Here is a 12,566-nt window from a genome sequence, read left to right on the forward strand (position 1 = left end):
GCGTCATGCTGTGCCGTCGTCAGCCGCCCATCGAGCAGTCCCCGCCGCAGCGGCTCATCCCACGGCCCCACCCGCACCGGCGTCTCATCCGGCATGACACCGCCGACCTCGTCGTCCGCGACGGCCCCCGGATGTCCATCGCCCGAGCCGCTGCCGACCCCGTCGGCACCGAACCCCGGAAGCACCGGAACCCCCGAGACGTCGCCACCCGGCATGACCGCCGGAGGCGCAGCATCCGTCCCCTCCACGAGCGACTTGCCGACGCGCACCTGGCGCACAGCCTCGGCCCTCGTGCCGCCGGTGATCGACTGGATCAGCTTCTCGGGCGTGGAGAACCCCTGCCCCGCGGCGAGTCCACCCTGACCGCGCTCGCGCGAGGACCTCGTGGCCGCGACTCCGGCGAGCACCGCCTGCAACCGGTCGGCGTCGTTTGCGATCGCGCCGACCTCGGCGAGGACCTCGAGCACCGACGAATCGCTCAGCCGCGCCGCGCTCGACGGGAGCGCCTCAGCATCGACATCCAGCTCCGACCATGCCGCGAGCCGGTCGAGCCGGCCCCGCAGATCGGTGAGAATGTTCATATCTGAAGCATCTCACCAACCTCCGACATTCGAATCTCTGTTCATATCCGCTTGACTCGAATCCCCCGCCGACAGCCGCACCTCGCGATCCCTCTATATAAGAGGAACGGATGCTGCGCCCCGCCGCCTCACCAGATCAGCAGCGCAGCCCCGACCGCGTTGAAGGCGACGTGCGCCGTCAAGGCCCCGGCGAGCCTGCCGGTCAGCAGCGTCAGCACGCCGCACCCCAGCCCCACAGCGACGGTGCCGAGCAGCAGGCCGACGGGGACGAACGGTCCTGCCGCAAGTGCGTGCAGTCCCGCGAACAGCGCCGTCGAGAAGAGCACGGCCACCGGACCGGCGACCCACCGCCCCGCGCCCTCAAGCGCATCACCCAACGAGCGCTGGAGCAATCCGCGGAAGAACAGCTCCTCGATCACGGGAGTGACGAGAACGGCGCCCGCGAGGGTGACGATCATCGCGGCCATCACGCTCGAGTCATCCGGGATCAGCCCGCCCCCGAGGCCACCGGTGGAGGGCGCGACGAGCTCCACGAGCGCTCGCGCGACGAGCCCGACGCCCAGCCCAGCAACGACGTCGATCCACGAGAATCCGCGCAACCCGGTGGCCAACGTGAACCGCTCCTGCGTCACCCGCGCGGCCACGATGACCGCGCCGAGCAGCGGAGCCGACAGCAGCACCAGGTCGACGAACGCGACCAGGATCAGCGGCCAGGCCCAGATCACCGCGTGCACCGACGGGAGCCAGAGGATCACCGCCGCGGCGAGCAGTGCGCCGACGGCCGCCACCGCCAGTGCCACCCATGGATGTCGCCACGCGCGCCGGCGACCCGGCGCATCTACCGACACATCGGCCCCGTCGTTCACCATCGCACCCCTCGTGCTGCGGAAAAAGACGAAGACCCCGGGCCGGAGCCCGGGGTCTTCGTGATGTCGTAGGTCAGCGGTTGGCAGCAGCGCGACGACGGGCGACCGCAGCCGCGACAGCGATGCCGCCGAGGCCGATGGCGCCGACGCCGAGCCAGATGAACGCACCCGGAACCTCGCCACCCGTGGCGGGCAGCTGGGCCGAGCCACCGCCGGCAGCGGCAGTCCCGACGGTGATCGTCTGCGTGGCAACCACGTTGCCCTCGCCGTCCACGGCGGTGACGACGTAGGTGCCGGTCTGGCTGGCCGTGAACTGGACCGAAGCCGAGCCGTCGACGACCTGCTTCTCCACCCCGCCGCTACCTGCGGCGTGGACCAGCGATGCGAGGGTGACGCCCTGGCCGGGGGTGACCGTGATGCGGACGAAGGGGACGTTCAGGTTGTTGAACGTGATGGTGATGGTCTGACCCACAGCCGGCGTGGTGTCGCTCACGACAACTGTCGGGGGGTCAGGCGTGTAGTCGGCGGATGCCGCACCGGCGCCGCCGAGAACCAGCAGGCCGGCGACAGCAATCGCGGCGAAAGTCTTCTTGAACATGGCAGAGATCTCCCGAGTAATTGGCACGTCATCGGCTGGGGGGATTTGTGTCGGGCAAGCGCTCCCCGGTCGCCCGACGTGTCACACGCTATCGCATTCTGAGAGTTCGGCGAGAGGGCCAGGGTTTCCAGAAAGTAACAAATTGTCGCACCTGTCCCCCGAACGGAGGACAAAACACAAACTGCGTGTCCCCCACAAGGGCGACAAGACGATCCGAGATGTCCCAATGTCCCCCTTTCGGGGGACATATTGAAGGCGAGATGCGAAATGTCCCCCATTCGGGGGACAAATTGAGCCCACGCGAAATGCCCAAAGACCTAGGTCATTGCGCCTACGAGCAGGCCCAAACCCACGTACGAGGCGTTGTAGACCGCGTGCACGAGCACGGCTCCCCAGATGCGCCCGGTCAGCAGCACCAGCAGCGCGCATACCATCCCCAGAAGCGAGAGCGACACCACGCCGCTCGCGTCGCCGTCGCCCGAGATGCCGTGCACCAGCACGAACAACGCGGTCGAGGCGAGCGCGGCCACGAGCCCGGCGGTGAGCTTGCCGAACGGGCGCCGCAGCACGGTGTAAAGCGCGACGAGCACCACGGCGCGGAAGAAGAACTCCTCGACGAGCGGCGCGACCACGACCGGTGCCACGACGTCGAGAGCGACCGTCGAGAGCGCCCACGAGCCGTCGACCTGCAGCAGGGTCGGCAGCGTCGCCGCGCTGCCATCCAGTCCTTCGATCCACCCCTGGGTCGTGCGCAGAAGTGCGCCCAGCACCAGCCCGTAGAGCAGATCGATGGCGCGCAGCCGCAGCAGGCCGATCGGTCGCGACCGGGTGAACGCCCAGACGATCGAGCCCAGCATCCCGAGCCACATGATGACGGTGGCGGATGCCGCAGCCCACGGCGAATCCCACACCGTGGTGACGAGCGACCCGAGCAGCACGGCGGCGCCGAGCGACACCAGCGCGACGGCCAGCAGCCCCTCGCGCCACCGCAGCACGGTGCGTCCGCCCAGGCGCCAGTCGGTGCGAGCCTCGTGCGATGCGCGACGGGAGCGGCGCGGCTCCGGTTCGTCCACGGGCGCGTCGGCGCCGTCCGCGTCGACGATCGCGGCGGCCGGCGGCTGGATCGCCCACACGTCGACCGTGGGCGTGGCGTCGCTAGGCTGGTCAGGCACGCGCCTACGTTACCCGCCCCGTGGAGGCATCCCCTTGTTCGCGATCCTCACGGTCTGCACGGGCAACATCTGCCGTTCGCCGCTCGCCGAGCAGCTGCTGCGCGCACGGCTCGCAGACCTCGCTCCCTACGTCGCGAGCGCCGGCACGCGCGGTCTGCCCGCGGCGCCGATGACGGCCGAGGCGGCGCATATCGCGCGGGCGCTCGGCGTGCCCGCCGACGAGACCGACGCCCACCGCTCGCGGTTCCTCACCGAACAGCACCTTGACACGCCCGACCTGATCCTCGCGATGACGCGCGTGCATCGCCGTGCCATCGCCGAGCTGGCGCCGTCTCGCCTGCGTTCGACGTTCACCATCCGTGAGTTCGCTCGACTGGCCGCAGCCGTGCCCGCCGACGAGCTGCGGGCGGCGGCGGATGCCGCCGGCTCACCGTCCGAGAAGCTGCGGGCCGCGGCATCCGTCGTCGCGTCGTATCGCGGTCTCGTGCCGCCACCGGAGGATCCCGACGACGACGATGTGATCGACCCGTACCGGCAGCCGTGGGAGACCTACCTGCTGTCGGCGCAGCAGCTCGAGCCCGCCGTGACGGCGGTCGCGGCGACCGTGCGCGCAGCGCTGACGTAACCCGTTCCAAGCCTCGACCTGGCCCTGTGTAAGAATTCACGGAGCACACCGGCACCCCCGCGAGAGGCGACATGGAGCTCACCGACTACATCCGGATCCTCCGCAAGAACTGGGTCATCATCGTCGTGGCGACCCTTGTGGGCATCGGCATCGCCGCAGCCTGGTCGCTCACGCGCACCCCCCAGTACGAGGCGCAGAGCACGGTCTTCGTGTCGACCCAGTCGGGTTCGACGATCCAGGATCTGCAGCAGGGATCGAATTTCACGCAGTCTCGCGTGCAGACCTACACGAACCTCGTCACGACGCCGATCGTGGTGAACCCGGTGATCGCCGAGCTCGGGCTCGGCACGACGGCGAACGACCTGGGCGCGCGGGTCGAGGCATCCGCCGCGCTCAACACGACGCTGATCACGATCACCGTGACCGATACGGATCCGGTACGCGCCGCCGAGACCGCGAACGCGCTCGCGATGTCGCTGACGGCCGTCGTGGAGCAGCTCGAGACACCCAACGGCACCGACACGAGCCCGGTCAGCCTCGAACGTGTGAAGGACGCGCTGCCTCCGCTCAAACCCTCCAGCCCGAACGTGCCGCTGAACCTGGCGCTGGGCGCCCTGGTGGGGCTCGCGCTCGGCATCGGCGTGGCGGTGCTGCGCGCGGTGCTCGACACGCGCATCCGCACGCCGCGCGACGTGGAGCAGGTCAGCGATCGCCCGATCATCGGCGCCATCGCGTTCGACCCGAGGGCGAAGGAGCGGCCGCTCATCGTGCACGCCGATCCGCTCAGCCCGCGCGCCGAGTCGTTCCGGTCGATGCGCACGAACCTGCAGTTCCTCGAGAACGAGGGGCGCGCGTCGTTCGTGATCACCTCGAGCGTGCCGAGCGAGGGCAAGTCGACGACCGCCATCAACCTCGCGATCGCACTCGCCGACGCGGGCAAGCGGGTGGCGCTGCTCGACACCGATCTGCGCAAGCCCAAGGTCGCCGAGTACCTCGGCATCGAGGGCGGCGCAGGTCTCACCGACGTGCTCATCGGCCGCGCGCGCCTGAGCGACGTGATGCTCCCGTGGGGCAACCGCAGCCTCTACGTGCTGCCCGCCGGCAAGATCCCGCCGAACCCGAGCGAGCTGCTCGGCTCGAAGAGCATGCGCCAGCTGCTCGAGGCGCTCGAGCGCGACGTCGACATCGTGCTGTGCGACGCCCCTCCCCTGCTCCCCGTGACGGATGCCTCCATCCTGGCGAAGCAGACCAACGGGGCCATTCTCATCGTGTCGGCCGGTCACACCAACCGCCATCAGCTGTCGGGGGCGATCGACGCGCTACAGACCGCGGGTGCGCACATCGCGGGCATCGCGATGACGATGGTTCCCACGCGGGGCCCGGACTCCTACGCCTACGGCTATGGCTACGGCTCGTACGGGTACGTCGACGCGGCTCCGGCGAAGAAGACCAAGCGCACCAAGCCCCCGAAGTCCGCGCAGGCCGAGAAGCCTGCTCCCGCGAGCTCGCCCGCGGCGACCTTCGCGCCCGCTCAGCCCAGTGCCGCTCAGCCCGCTGCGGCTCCGGCGCGCCAGACTCCCGCGGCTGCTCGCCCGGCGCCTCAGGCGGCTCCCTCCGTCTCGGCGCCGGTGCGGTCGATGCCGGCGACGCCGCCGGAGGAGTCACGAGCGACCCCGCAGAACGGGGGGCTCACGATCGACGACATCGTGCGGCAGGCGGGCGGCTCGTCGACCGCCCCCGGCCGCAACGACCCGCTGCCCTGAGCCACCGGCCCCATGAAACGGTTCGGCGCGGCGAGGTGGCTCGCGATCACGGGAGTGCTCGCGCTCGTCGTCGTAGTGGCGGTGCTCGCATGGGCGGCGTACCAGCACGCCCATCCTGACGCCGCTCAGGGCGAGGCCCAGCCGGCGCCGACCTTCTCGGTGGGGGTTCGGACCCAGACGCCGACGCCGACGCCCACGGCGAGCGCCGTGGACCTCACACAGGCCCGCATGCTCGCGATCGGCTCCGAGGTCTGGTGGCGCGCGACCGCCGGCTCGTGCGCCGGCCCCGCACCCGTCGTCGAGCGCTCGTACGACCAGGGCGTGACCTGGACCGACGTGACGCCGGCCTACCTCGGCATCGCTCAGGTGCAGACGCTCGAGGCCTTCTCCGCCCGCGACGCCGAGCTTGTCGGCGCCACGGCCGGCTGCGAGCCTCAGGCGCTGCGCACCTACACCCGCGGCGAGTTCTGGGACTCCTACCCCGACGTCCTCGCCGCCTCGCGCTACGTGGACCTGCGCGATGCCGGGTCCGTGCAGCTGCCGTCCGGCCCCGTTCCCGCGCCGTGCCCGGCAGCGTTCGGACTCCACGCGTCCGGCGACGTGGTCGCACTGGTGTGCGACGGGCGGGCGTGGTCATGGTCGGCCGGGCAGTGGGCCGCGCTCGCTCCCGAGCGCGCACTGGCGGTGGCGGTCGACGATTCCGACATCCTGGTCGCGCATCACGCCGACGACTGCGCCGGCATCGCGATTGCGCGCGTGGCCGCCGACATGTCCGGTGTCGCGTCGGCGGTGGGCTGCGCGGAGGGGACGGATGCCGCAGGCCCCGTCGCGATCGCGGCTCGAGGTGATGGCGTCGTGGCGTGGATCGGTGACGCGCTCGTCGGCATCCCGTGATGTGACCGCCATCAACAGGAGACATATCCCCCGTCCGGCATAGCTTTGGCGGGCTCCCTTGTCCGGTTGCGCACCGGCGTTGCGGGCCGCGGCCGAACCTCAAGATCAGCGCGGTTTCTCCTCAAGTCGCGTAATGGACTTGAACCGTTTCGATCGGCACCCCTAGGTTCAGGAACGTCGCCTTTCGCCGCGACGCCGGGTACCCGAAGTTCACCGGCGGTCTCGCGAAACGCGGCAATTCTGAGGGCAGAGCCCGTGCGCCGTGGGGGCGCGTCGGGTTTGGGGCTGCCTTCTTGAGCGATGCCTCTGGGGGGCACCGATATGAACCACGACGCTTCATCGCGCCGCGAAATGCGCCAGCACGCCCGAAACCGCCGCCGTACGCGGCGCTCGGCCGGTGCGGTCGCCGCGACTGTGCTCTCGGCGGGCCTCGTGCTCGGCGGGCTCGCACCCGCCCTCGCCGTGCCATCGGTGGCGCCGGCGACGTCGGTCGACACGTCCGCCGCGGCAGGCGCCACGCAGGCGATCGCGCCCCTCGCGGCGCCGTCGATCCCGTCTGGCGGCGCCGCGGTCACGGTCAACCTGCGCGCCCTCCGCGACGCCGCAGGCGGGCAGACGACGACCTCGGCCACCGCGGGCATCGCACTCGAGCTGCGCAACGAGACCACGGTCGACGGCGGCGCGACGTACGGCAGCACGGTCGTCGCGACCTGCACGACCGACGCCGACGGCGACTGCAGCTTCGTGCTCGCCAACGCGCCGGCGTCGAACGGCTCGCGCTACTGGGTGGTGCCGACGGCGACCGCTGGCCCCGATGCGTTCCTCAGCCAATACCTGGTCACCGGCGACAACACCGACTCGTCGAACAACACCGACCGCTTCGCCGCGACGCCGTACGCGTTCCGCACACCGGCGATCACCCGGTCGCAGACGCCGTACCAGGTGCCCACCACCGGCACCGGCAACATGCCGAGCAACTCGCGCGTCGGCAACCCCGGCCTCCCCCTCTCGCGCACCGTGTCGACCTCGAACCGGTGGAACCACTACGGCACCGAGATGATCCCCACGATCGACAACCCCCGTTTCGCGCCGACGTGCACGCCGGGCCTCAAGGTCGCGCTGATCGTCGACACGTCCACCTCGATGACCTACAACAACAACGAGGGTCTCAACGGCGCGCGCACCGCATCCAAGGCCTTCGCGGCGGCGTTCGCCGGCAAGGGCGTGTCGCTCGGCATCTTCCAGTTCGGCAACAACGCGGCCACCGTCATGAACCCGACCGTGGTGACGAGCGGCAACCTCTCGTCGATCAACTCCACGATCAACGGCATCTCGGTATCGGGCACGCAGTACACCAACTGGGATCGCGGCATCGAGCAGGTCGCCGGCGCCGACTACGACATCGCCGTCATGCTGACCGACGGCAACCCCACCCGCTACCGCAGCGGCTCGGGCAACGGCTCGTGGACCGACCTGCGCGGCATCGAAGAGGCGATCCTGTCGGCCAACCTCGTCAAGGCGCAGGGCACGCAGATGATCACGTTCGGCGTCGGCGACTACCTCAACCCGAACACGCCGTACAACCTCGCGTCGGTCACCGGACCGGTGCAGTGGACCGCCAACGGCGGCATCCCGATCGGCCAGGCCGACTTCGCGATCCCGACCAGCTGGGACGTCGTCGCGACCCAGCTCGGCAACCTGGCCTCATCGCTCACCTGCGAGGCGACCGTGCAGGTGCGCAAGCAGGAGCGCGCGGGCAACGGAACACTGACGGATGCCGCAGGCTGGACGTTCACGCCCACCAAGACCGGCGCGGGCACGATGACGCCGGCGGGCGCGCAGACGACGGTGACCGGCGGCTCCCTTCCGCAGCCGTGGCGCATCGCCTTCACGAGTGCGTCCCAGACCGCGAACGTCTCGATCACCGAGACGGCGAAGCCGGGCTGGTCGGTCGAGAGCGTGACGTGCCTGAAGAACGGCGCCCCGATCACCGGCATCCCGAACGCCGCGACGTTCTCGCTGACCGGCCTCGCCGTGGGCGACGCCGTGGTCTGCACCGTCGTCAACGGCCAGGCGGCCACGGTGCAGGCGAACAAGACCTGGGTCGTGAAGGACTCGGCGGGCACCACCGTCGGCACGTACTACCAGCGCGGCAACGCGGGCGACCCGGCGGTTCCGGCGGGACTCGCCGCGACGCCGGGCATCGGCCAGACGCCGTCGCCGAAGTGGGGCACCGCGTACAGCGGGTTCTCGATCGGTCAGCAGCTCGCCCTGCGCGAGACCGCCACGATCGACGCCCAGCTGCTGCCGGGCTGCGTGCTGACGTCGCAGCAGCTGACGGCGGGCAACAGCCAGTCGACCGGGCTGCCGTTCGATCTGACGACGGGCGACTACACCGCGACCCTCGTGGGCGGCGCGAACGTCTTCGAGTTCACGAACACCGTCGCCTGCACGCAGACGCTCGATCTCGTGAAGGTCGTTGCGGCGCCCGGCACCGCGGCGACGTCGGTGTGGACGCTCGAGGCGAAGGCCCCGTCCGGCGCGCTCACCGGACCGAAGGGCACCTACAGCGCCTCGACGCCCGTGACCGCGAGCGTCTCGCCCGCCGCGGCGTACACGCTGTCGGAGTCGGGTGGACCCGACACGTACGTCCCGGCATCATCCGGCTGGCAGTGCGTGCTCACCGGCACGACCACGACGGTCGCGGTGACGAACGCCAAGGTCACCGTGCCGCTCGGCCAGAAGGTGACCTGCACCGTCACCAACACGACCGCGAAGCTCACGCTGCTGAAGAAGACCGCGGACGGCTCGGGTCTGGTGCCCGCCGACTTCACGCTGACCGGCACACCGGCGTCGGGCTTCACGCTCGCCGCGCTGCAGACGGCGGGAGCGACCACGGCGAGCGCCGGCAACACGTTCGAGGTGCGTCCCGCGCACACGTACACGCTGGCAGAGACCGATGACTCGGGCACGATCGCCTACCGCAACCTGGGGCTGCAGAAGCTGAAGCCGGGCACCGACCCCGCCGTCCACGCGAACTGGGAGAACGTCGCGTCCACCGAGGTCCAGGTCGCCGCCGGCGAGCAGGCGACCTACCGATTCGTCAACGACAAGGTGCCCGCGGTCGTGCTGCCGCTGACCGGCGGCACCGCGTCGGACGCCTTCCTGCTCCTGGGTGGAGCCATCGTCTCGGCGGTCATCGCCGTGGCGGCATGGCGCGCCGCCCGCCGAGTGAAGCGAGGAACCGCCTGACCCGATCCGACGAGACTTGACCTTTTCGAATCATCCATCCGAAGCACCATTGACCGACTTTCTGGGGAAGTAGATCAACATGAACACGTCCATTTCGAAGCGGGTGACCGCCGCCATCGGCGCACTCGCACTGGGGATCCTCGGGGCCGTCGCCGTGACGGCTCCCGCGTCGGCGACCACGCCCAACGGCGTCGGTGACATCACCGGCCAGTCCGGCACGCTGACCATCCACAAGTACGAGCGCACCGCCGACAGCCCCCTCGACCCGGGCACCGGCGAGAAGATCCCGGGCTTCACCGGCATCGGGCTCGACGGCGTCGAGTTCACCATTCAGAAGGTGACCACGCCCGCGCTCACCTCGACGGCAGGCTGGGATGCCGTCGAGGCGATCGCCGACGCGGCCGACCCGATCGCCGCCGCCACCACGGCGGGTCTCACGACCGTCACCACCGTGACGACCGCGAACGGCGGCGTCGCCACGGCGAACCTGCCGTACGCGCTGTACCTCGTGACCGAGACGAACTCGCCCTCGACGGTGACCGACGCGGCCGAGCCGTTCCTCGTGACCATCCCGTTCCCGACCGGCCCCGACGCCGAGAACCCGAACGAGTGGATCTACGACGTCCACGTCTACCCGAAGAACGCCGTCACCGACCTCGAGAAGACGGTCGTCGCGCCCACCGCCGGTGAGCTCGCCTTCGGCGATCTCGTCCGCTGGCAGATCGTGGCCGGCGTGCCCGTGCTCGCCGACGGCGAGGAGCTCTCGGAGTTCGTCGTGCGCGACCAGGTCGACCCGGCTCAGCTCGCGTTCGTCACCGATGCACAGGCTACCGCCTTCGGCGTCGCCCCGTCCTCGGTCACCGCGACCGACGGCAGCAACGCCCCTGTCGCGCTCGTCGCTGCTGACTACACGATCGCCCCGGTGAGTGCGAACGAACTGGCCGTCACCTTCACCGCATCGGGCCTCACCAAGCTCGCCGGTGCCCAGGGCGGCCAGGTCACCTTCACCGTGCTCACGCAGGTCAAGGCGATCCCGGCCAACGGCGTGATCGAGAACGACGCGATCAGCGTCGTGAACGACAGCGAGCTGACGGCATCCACCACGACGACGGTGGGTCAGCTGCGTGTGCTGAAGTACGCCAAGACCGACGCGAACCCCGAGGTTCCGCTCACCGGTGCGAAGTTCAAGCTCTTCCTTGACGAGGCCGGCACCAAGCCGGTGACCGTCGCGGGTGCGAGCGAGTGGATCACCGCCGACGGCGGCCTGCTGAACATCCCGGCGCTGCGCCCGGGCACGTACTGGCTGGTCGAGACGGCCGCCCCCGCGGGTTACGTGCTCGACGCCACGGCGCGTCAGGTGCAGGTCGTGGCCGGCCAGGCCACGACCTCGGTCAACTTCGTCAAGGTCGAGAACGAGCAGGTCCCCGCGTGGGAGCTGCCGCTCACCGGTGGTGATGGCGCCCTGTGGTTCGGTGTCGGCGGCGCGGCTCTCGTGGCCATCACCGTCGGTGCGGCGGTGCTCATCAGCCGTCGCGCGAAGGCGAACGCCTGACCCGATTCGCCGCCGTCGCCCGACGGCGGTGAACCGGACGGTGGCGGGCCCCCCTCCCCCTTGCGCCCGCCACCGTCCACCTCACCCGAAAGACCTGTGTGACTCTCACGTTCCAGCAACCGACGCGACCGGAACCGCCACTGCGGGACCGGTCGCGGCGGCGTGCGCGGCGGCGCATGCCGTGGTCGGCCGCCGCCCTCGCTCTGGGCTTTCTACTCGGCATCGCGGTGCTGCTCTATCCCGCGACCGCGGCGTGGTTCACGCAGTACCAGCAGTCGCAGCGCATCGACGCCTACTCCGCGACCGTGCGGGATCTCACGGTCGAGTCACGTCACGCCGCGATTCAGGATGCCGTCGCCTACAACGACGCGCTGGTCGACGGCACGTCGGTGGTCGCCGCCGGCGAGAACAAGCCCCTCGCCGAGGCGGGCGCCGACACCGGATACGAGCAGCTCCTGCATGCCGACGACACCGGCCTGATGGCCCGCATCAAGATCCCGTCGATCGACGTCGACCTGCCGATCTACCACGGCACCAGCGACGAGACCCTCGCGAAGGGCATCGGCCACCTCGAGGGCACTGCGCTGCCGATCGGCGGCGCGAGCACGCACTCGGTGCTGACCGGTCACCGCGGCCTCGCCGACGCCGAGCTCTTCACCAACCTCGACAAGGTCGCCGTCGGCGACACCTTCACGATCGAGGTCTTCGGCGAGGTGCTGACCTACCAGGTGACCGACACGAAGGTCGTCGAGCCCGAGCAGACCGAGACCCTCTACGCGCAGCGCGGCGCCGATCTCGTCACCCTCGTGACCTGCACTCCCCTCGGCATCAACACCCACCGCATCCTCGTGACCGGAGAGCGCATCCTCCCCACTCCGATTCGTGACATGGATGCCGCCGGCCAGCGCCCCGACATCCCCGGCTTCCCCTACTGGGCGCTGGGTCTGGGCAGCGCCGTGCTGGTCGCCGGCACGTACGTGGTCTTCGCGGCGCGCCGTCGCCCCGCCCGCTGACCGCCGCACCCTTCCCCTCCGCCCCTTCCGGTCGTTGAGCGAGCGAGGAACGAGCGAGTCGAAACGCGCCGGCCCGTCGAACAACCCTCCCGGTCGTTGAGCGAGCCTGCGAGTCGAAACGCCCCCAACCGTCGAGCCACCCCACCCGGTCGTTGAGCGAGCCTGCGAGTCGAAACGCGCCCAACCGTCGAGCCACCCCACCCGGTCGTTGAGCGAGCCTGCGAGTCGAAACGCCCCCAACCGTCGAGCC

9 protein-coding genes and 1 pseudogene are annotated in these 12,566 nt (G+C 70.3%); 6 read left to right on the forward strand and 4 right to left on the reverse strand.

Features of this window, described 5'->3' with window-relative positions:
* The 4 genes and pseudogenes from ACI3KX_RS20500 to ACI3KX_RS20515 all read right to left on the reverse strand — a co-directional run.
* Positions 1-581: pseudogene (locus ACI3KX_RS20500) on the reverse strand (hypothetical protein); the annotation flags it as partial.
* A 128-nt stretch (positions 582-709) separates the two neighbouring features.
* Positions 710-1,381: a CPBP family intramembrane glutamic endopeptidase gene (locus tag ACI3KX_RS20505; protein ID WP_404910897.1), complete on the reverse strand. Its 672-nt coding sequence runs from the start codon at positions 1,379-1,381 to the stop codon at positions 710-712.
* 139 nt (positions 1,382-1,520) lie between these two features.
* Entirely contained in the window at positions 1,521-2,045 is a 525-nt protein-coding gene (locus tag ACI3KX_RS20510; protein ID WP_349426433.1) for an LPXTG cell wall anchor domain-containing protein, read from the reverse strand.
* Between the two features lie 317 nt (positions 2,046-2,362).
* Positions 2,363-3,217, reverse strand: a complete 855-nt coding sequence (locus ACI3KX_RS20515) for a CPBP family intramembrane glutamic endopeptidase (protein ID WP_404910898.1) — start codon at positions 3,215-3,217, stop codon at positions 2,363-2,365.
* A 34-nt stretch (positions 3,218-3,251) separates the two neighbouring features.
* On the opposite strand from ACI3KX_RS20515, the gene ACI3KX_RS20520 reads away from it, so the two are divergent.
* The 6 genes from ACI3KX_RS20520 (at position 3,252) to ACI3KX_RS20545 (ending at position 12,316) form a co-directional block, all read left to right on the forward strand.
* A complete protein-coding gene (locus ACI3KX_RS20520; RefSeq protein ID WP_404910899.1) occupies positions 3,252-3,842 on the forward strand; it encodes a low molecular weight phosphatase family protein in 591 nt (196 codons plus the stop codon).
* A 71-nt stretch (positions 3,843-3,913) separates the two neighbouring features.
* Positions 3,914-5,605, forward strand: a complete 1,692-nt coding sequence (locus ACI3KX_RS20525) for a polysaccharide biosynthesis tyrosine autokinase (RefSeq protein WP_404910900.1) — start codon at positions 3,914-3,916, stop codon at positions 5,603-5,605.
* A 12-nt stretch (positions 5,606-5,617) separates the two neighbouring features.
* Entirely contained in the window at positions 5,618-6,499 is an 882-nt protein-coding gene (locus ACI3KX_RS20530; protein WP_404910901.1) for a hypothetical protein, read from the forward strand.
* Positions 6,500-6,850: 351 nt separating this feature from the next.
* Positions 6,851-9,751, forward strand: coding sequence for a VWA domain-containing protein (locus ACI3KX_RS20535; protein ID WP_404910902.1), 2,901 nt, complete (start codon positions 6,851-6,853; stop codon positions 9,749-9,751).
* Positions 9,752-9,830: 79 nt separating this feature from the next.
* Positions 9,831-11,303 (forward strand): SpaH/EbpB family LPXTG-anchored major pilin, encoded by a 1,473-nt coding sequence (locus ACI3KX_RS20540; protein ID WP_404910903.1) that lies wholly within the window; start codon positions 9,831-9,833, stop codon positions 11,301-11,303.
* Between the two features lie 176 nt (positions 11,304-11,479).
* The gene (locus ACI3KX_RS20545) at positions 11,480-12,316 is read left to right on the forward strand and encodes a class C sortase (protein ID WP_404910904.1); all 837 of its coding nucleotides are present in this window, start codon (positions 11,480-11,482) and stop codon (positions 12,314-12,316) included.
* The last annotated feature ends 250 nt before the right edge of the window (positions 12,317-12,566 follow it).

Origin of the sequence: Microbacterium sp. ZW CA_36, from assembly GCF_044987475.1 — a bacterium.
Lineage (GTDB): Bacteria > Actinomycetota > Actinomycetes > Actinomycetales > Microbacteriaceae > Microbacterium.

Excerpts from the sequence above, each read along its gene's own strand:
- ACI3KX_RS20510 (WP_349426433.1), bottom strand. The coding sequence starts at position 2,045 with ATGTTCAAGAAGACTTTCGCCGCGATTGCTGTCGCCGGCCTGCTGGTT.
- ACI3KX_RS20525 (WP_404910900.1), top strand. The coding sequence starts at position 3,914 with ATGGAGCTCACCGACTACATCCGGATCCTCCGCAAGAACTGGGTCATC.
- ACI3KX_RS20530 (WP_404910901.1), top strand. The coding sequence starts at position 5,618 with ATGAAACGGTTCGGCGCGGCGAGGTGGCTCGCGATCACGGGAGTGCTC.
- ACI3KX_RS20535 (WP_404910902.1), top strand. The coding sequence starts at position 6,851 with ATGCGCCAGCACGCCCGAAACCGCCGCCGTACGCGGCGCTCGGCCGGT.
- ACI3KX_RS20540 (WP_404910903.1), top strand. The coding sequence starts at position 9,831 with ATGAACACGTCCATTTCGAAGCGGGTGACCGCCGCCATCGGCGCACTC.
- ACI3KX_RS20545 (WP_404910904.1), top strand. The coding sequence starts at position 11,480 with ATGCCGTGGTCGGCCGCCGCCCTCGCTCTGGGCTTTCTACTCGGCATC.